Annotated in this window: 5 protein-coding genes; 4 read left to right on the top strand and 1 reads right to left on the bottom strand. The window is 63.9% G+C overall.

The window, feature by feature from the left end:
* Positions 1-362, bottom strand: a 362-nt coding sequence (locus tag EOA24_RS26245) for an FAD-dependent oxidoreductase (protein ID WP_133374617.1), incomplete at its 3' end; no start/stop codon positions are given.
* A 112-nt stretch (positions 363-474) separates the two neighbouring features.
* On the opposite strand from EOA24_RS26245, the gene EOA24_RS26240 reads away from it, so the two are divergent.
* The 4 genes from EOA24_RS26240 to EOA24_RS26220 all read left to right on the top strand — a co-directional run bounded on the left by EOA24_RS26240 (position 475) and on the right by EOA24_RS26220 (position 4837).
* A complete protein-coding gene (locus EOA24_RS26240) occupies positions 475-1113 on the top strand; it encodes a TetR/AcrR family transcriptional regulator (RefSeq protein ID WP_126078371.1) in 639 nt (212 codons plus the stop codon).
* Between the two features lie 240 nt (positions 1114-1353).
* The gene (locus EOA24_RS26235) at positions 1354-3510 is read left to right on the top strand and encodes a penicillin-binding protein 1A (protein WP_126078372.1); all 2157 of its coding nucleotides are present in this window, start codon (positions 1354-1356) and stop codon (positions 3508-3510) included.
* Between the two features lie 201 nt (positions 3511-3711).
* Complete coding sequence (locus tag EOA24_RS26225; protein ID WP_126078373.1) at positions 3712-4296, top strand: DUF1214 domain-containing protein; 585 nt, start codon at positions 3712-3714, stop codon at positions 4294-4296.
* The gene (locus tag EOA24_RS26220; protein WP_127410217.1) at positions 4289-4837 is read left to right on the top strand and encodes a DUF1254 domain-containing protein; all 549 of its coding nucleotides are present in this window, start codon (positions 4289-4291) and stop codon (positions 4835-4837) included. The genes EOA24_RS26225 and EOA24_RS26220 overlap by 8 nt, the downstream gene beginning before the upstream one ends.
* Positions 4838-5386: the final 549 nt, after the last annotated feature.

Here is a 5386-nt window from a genome sequence, read left to right as displayed (position 1 = left end):
GTCACCAGCCGCGCCGTCTCGATGCCGACCGACTGGAACACCGCCCAGGCCGATTTCAGCCATTCCCAGCGCTGCGGGTCGCTCGCCATGTTGACGCCGCCGGTCATGTGCAGCCCGGCATTCTGGCCGGACTCGGCCTCGATCTCGCGATAGAGCTTGATCGTGTAGTCCTGCAGCGCGGCGACATTGGGATCGGCGTTGAGCGCGTGGAAGCCGGCCGCCGCATGCCAGGTCGAGCCCGCCGTCAGCTCGGCGCGCTCGATCAGCGCCACGTCGCTCCAGCCAAAGCGCGTCAAGTGATAGAGCACCGAGGCGCCGACCACGCCTCCGCCGATGACCACCGCCCGGTAATGCGACTTCACGAGCCTCTCCCCTCTCGTTGGAGGCTCTCAAGATATACGCCCCGTACACATGTGTCTAGACACTTCTGTCCAGAGCTTGCGCGCTGCTCCGCGCCATGCCACTTGTTGGCTCATGACCATGACCGCTCCCCAGGACGAGCCGGCGCCCGGCAACATCAAGGTAACCCGCGCGGATTGGATCAACCTCGCGCTGCAGACGCTGATTTCCGACGGTGTCGAGAGCGTGCGCGTGCTGACGCTGGGACAGAAGCTCGGCGTCTCGCGCTCGAGCTTCTACTGGTATTTCGAAAGCCGGCAGGACCTGCTCGACCAGCTGCTCGAGCATTGGCACGAGACCAACACCACGGCGATCGTCGAGCGGGCGCGCCGGCCGGCCGACACCATCATCATGGGTGTGATGAACGTCTTCGAATGCTGGGCCGACGAGCGCCTGTTCGATCCCAGGCTCGATTTCGCCGTTCGCGAATGGGCAAGGCGCTCGGACGACGTGCGGCGCATGATCGACAAGGCCGACGAGGAGCGACTGCTGGCCATACGCGACATGTACCGCCGGCACGGCTACGAGAGCGAGGACGCCTTCATCCGCGCCCGCGTCCTCTACTACATGCAGATCGGCTATTACGTGCTCGACCTCAAGGAACCTGTCGAGGCGCGCGTCAGCCATCTCGCCGCCTATCTGCGCTCCTTCACCGGACTGGAGCCGAGCGAGGCGGATGTGACGCATTTCATGCGCTTCATCGCGGCGCGGTGATATCGCTCTCAGTATTTGTTTTACGCAATTCCGGACGGAAAACCGCTGCTCACTTTTCTAGGAAGTGCTCACTTTTCCTGGAATGGCTCGGGGCACAATCAACCATGGCGTTCAACAAAGCCTGGGTGTGGCTTCGCTGCCCTTGTGAGTGGTGCTAAAATGGTCGATTAGTTTGGCAGGGAGGGCGCCCCGGAACTGCCACGGCTGTTTCGGGCGGAAGTGCCGGGGTGGAATTCTGGAATGGACAATCCCTCTAAACCACGCAGGAGAAGAGGCCGGATCGCTTCGGCGCTGCTCGCCGTGGATGCGTGGCTCGATACTTCGCTCTACGAGATCGGTTTCAAGGCGCGCGAATTCTGGGAAGCGGCGACCATCTTTTCCCGCCGCTTCCGTGTGCAGGGCTGGCGCCGCGCCATCGTCGAGGTGCTGAGCGAGGGCTTCACCATGGGCGCCGGCGGCTTCGTGGTTCTGCTCGCGCTTGCCATGCCCGCCTTTGACATCACCACCGGCGACTGGCGCAACCAGGGCGACTTCGCCGTCACCTTCCTTGACCGCTACGGCAACGAAATCGGCCAGCGCGGCATCATCCAGCGCGATTCCGTGCCGGTCGACGAGATGCCGGACATCGTCATCAAGGCGGTGCTGGCGACGGAGGATCGGCGTTTCTTCGACCATTACGGCATCGATGTGCTGGGCCTGTCGCGCGCGATCTTCGAGAACGTGCGCGCCAATTCGGTGGTCCAGGGCGGGTCGAGCATCACGCAGCAGCTCGCCAAGAACCTGTTCCTGTCCAACGAGCGCACTCTCGAGCGCAAGATCAAGGAAGCCTTCCTGTCGCTGTGGCTGGAGGCGAACCTCTCCAAGAAAGAGATCCTGCAGCTCTATCTCGACCGCGCCTATATGGGCGGCGGCACCTTCGGCATCGAGGCGGCGGCGGATTTCTATTTCGGCAAGAGCGTCAAGGACCTGAACCTCGCCGAGGCGGCAATGCTGGCCGGCCTGTTCAAGGCGCCGACCAAATACGCCCCGCACATCAACCTGCCGGCGGCGCGCGCGCGCGCCAATGTGGTGCTCTCCAACCTCGTCGATTCCGGCTTCATGACCGAGGGCCAGGTGCTGCAGGCAAGACTGCACCCGGCCGACGTGGTCGACCGCGGCGAGCAGAAGAGCCCGGACTACTTCCTCGACTGGGCCTTCGACGAGGTCAAGAAGATCGCCAAGCCCGGCCAGCATTCGCTGGTCGCCCACACGACCTTCGACGCCAACATCCAGAAGGCGGCCGAGGAGTCGGTCGAGTTCCATCTGCGGCAATTCGGCAAGGAATACAACGTCACCGAAGGCGCGGTGGTGGTGATCGAGACCAATGGCGCGGTGCGCGCCATCGTCGGCGGCCGCGACTATGGCGCCAGCCAGTTCAACCGCGCCACCAAGGCGCTGCGCCAGACCGGCTCATCCTTCAAGCCCTATGTCTATGCCACCGCGATGGAGCATGGCTTCACGCCGGACTCGGTGGTTTCGGGCGGCGCCATCAGCTGGGGCAACTGGTCGCCGCACAATTACAGCGGCGGATCGGCCGGCAACGTCACGCTGCTCACGGCGATCGCCAAGTCGATCAACACGGTGCCGGTGCGGCTCGCCAAGGATTACCTCGGCATCGGCCCGATCAAGGCAATGGCCGAATCGATGGGTGTCGAATCGCCGCTGGAAGCGCACAAGACCATGGTGCTGGGCACATCCGGCATGACGGTGATGGACCAGGCGACCGGCTACAGCGTCTTTGCCCAGAACGGTTTCGTCGGCTCGCGCCATGGCATCACCCAGCTCGTCACCCGCACCGGCGAGGTGGTCTATGACTGGGCCAAGGACGCGCCGCCACCACACCGCGTGCTGTCGGAAAGGGCGCTGAAATACATGAACACCATGCTGGCGGCGGTGCCGGTGATCGGCACGGCACGGCGCGCCCAGCTCCCGAACATCGTCGTTGCCGGCAAGACCGGCACCACGCAGTCCTACCGCGACGCCTGGTTCGTCGGCTTCACCGGCAATTACACGGCGGCCGTCTGGCTGGGCAATGACGACTTCACCGCAACCAACAAGATGACCGGCGGCTCGCTGCCGGCGATGGTCTGGCAGCGCCTGATGGTCTATGCGCACCAGAACATCGACCTGAAGCCTATCCCCGGTCTCGACCACCCGTTCGTCGACCCAGAGGTCGCGGCCAAGGCAGAGGAGGCGGCCAAGAAGGAAGCCGACGCCGCAGAGGCGCAGGCCGAGGCCGAACGGCCGCCGGTGCTTTCCAGCCGTACCACCCAGACGCTGAGGGACATGACCAAGGCGTTCCAGGCCGCGCCCGTGCTCGAAGCGCCCACCCTGCCGGAAGCACTTTCGGCGCTTTAGAGCATGGTCCCGAACCGAAGGACCGCGATAGCGAAAAGTGGGAACCGGTTTTCGGATAAGATCATGCTCCATCAAAAAAATAGATCAGGACGACGTTTCAGCGAAACGTCGTCCTGATCTAGCCACCCCTCGCGTGAAGCCGGCTTGCCACGGCACCCCGCGCCGCGATATCCCGGGCAACCTCCTCTGTTTGCGGCTCTCATGCTCAAGAACGCCATCCTGACGCTGCTTTCGCTTGCCATAGCCATTGGGCTTGGCGGCTACAGCGTCTGGTATGCGCTCAACGCGCAGGACGGCGTCGGGGCGATCCGCATCGGCCAATGGACCGCCTTCCCCGAAGTCGGGACTTTAGACGCCGACCCCTACTCCAAGGCGCGCGTGGCGCGCGAGGGCGTGCTGGCGCTCGGCCGGGCCGAGGGGCTGGCCTTCGTCGCCGAGCGCGACGATGCAGGCGAGCCGCTGAGACGCGAATGCACCTACACGATCGAAGGCAGCTACCCGACCGCCCGTTTCTGGACGCTCTATGCCGCAGACCAGTCGCTTGGCGTGATCGATACCGGCAAGCCGAGGCAGGCGGCGCTGCAGTCTTACGAAGTGCTGCGCCGGCCCGACAATTCCGTCGTCATTTCGGTCGGCAATCACCCTGCCCCCGGCAACTGGCTGCTCACCGGCGGATCCGGCAAGATGTATTTCGTGTTGACCTTCTACGACACGCCGATCGCGTCCAGCACCGGCCTCTCCGATGTGACGCTGCCGCGCATTCTGAAGGCGGGCTGCAATGCGTAGACTGCTGCATGCCCTCATCGTCGGCCTGCTCGGCGCCGGCATCGTGCGTATCGTCGTGCTGTTCCTGGTACCGGAATTTTCCGAGCGCGATGCCTGGTCGCGGCTGGCGATGGCATCCGACCTCTACAAGATGACGCGGCTTGACGCCGAAGCCGGCGGCGCGCCGGTGGTGAAATCGGTCGATCCGCTGTTTTATGCCGCCGCCTGCCGCTTCGACCTTGCCGACGGCCTGGTGCGGATCAAGGCGCCCGGCGACGTGCCGTTCTGGTCGGCCTCGGTCTATGACCGCGGCGGCCACAACATCTATTCCTTCAACGATCACAACGCCAATGGCGAGAAGCTCGATACGGTGGTGCTGACCCCGGCGCAGATGATCGATGTGCGGCGCGACCTTCCGGAGGATCTGCAAGGCGCGATCTTTGTCGAGGCGCCGATCGAGGAAGGCATCTTCGTCGTCCGCGCCTTCGTGCCGGACGAGAGCTGGAAGCCGATCGTGTCGCGCTTCCTCGAGCAGAGCAGCTGCGAATTGCAGGACGACTGAGAAGCCATTCGATCAGTGATGCGGCTTGGCGGGTGGCGGCGAGCCGGGCTTTTCTGGGCTGCTGCTGCCGGGCTGAGCCTCACTGGCAGGATGCAACTCGTAACGGACGCCGGGGAAAATTATCACCGCCGCCGCCGTCGGGGTGTCGTGACTTGCTCGATTTACAGGTGCCGCACGCGGCACAAAAGACAGGACCATGCCCATGGTTCGCGCATTCCTCTCGGTTTGACCGGAGCACAACGCAACGCCTCCAAGTTGATTAAGGGGCGTAGAGGGTTAACGGAGCGCTAACGGATCGCGGCTAATTTGATGTTTGTTTTCCTGAAGATGCGAACCGGCCCGGCCGGATTGCGTGGGTTCAGGAGTTGTGTCGAGTGTCGGGCGTATCCTCCGTGTCATCTTCGGATTTCAGGCAAATCGCTATCCGGACCGAAGCGGGAAAGGCCGAAAGGCTGTTCCGCGCCGCGGTCTCGGCCTTCTGCTCGCTGACGCGCCCTTCACGACGCGAGATCGCCCAGCTCGAGGACCTGACGCTGCCGCTGTTCGACG

The organism is Mesorhizobium sp. M2A.F.Ca.ET.039.01.1.1 (assembly GCF_003998035.1).
Lineage (GTDB): Bacteria > Pseudomonadota > Alphaproteobacteria > Rhizobiales > Rhizobiaceae > Mesorhizobium.
The sequence above is the reverse complement of the archived record's forward strand: the minus strand, read 5'-3'. Positions and strand labels throughout refer to the sequence as shown.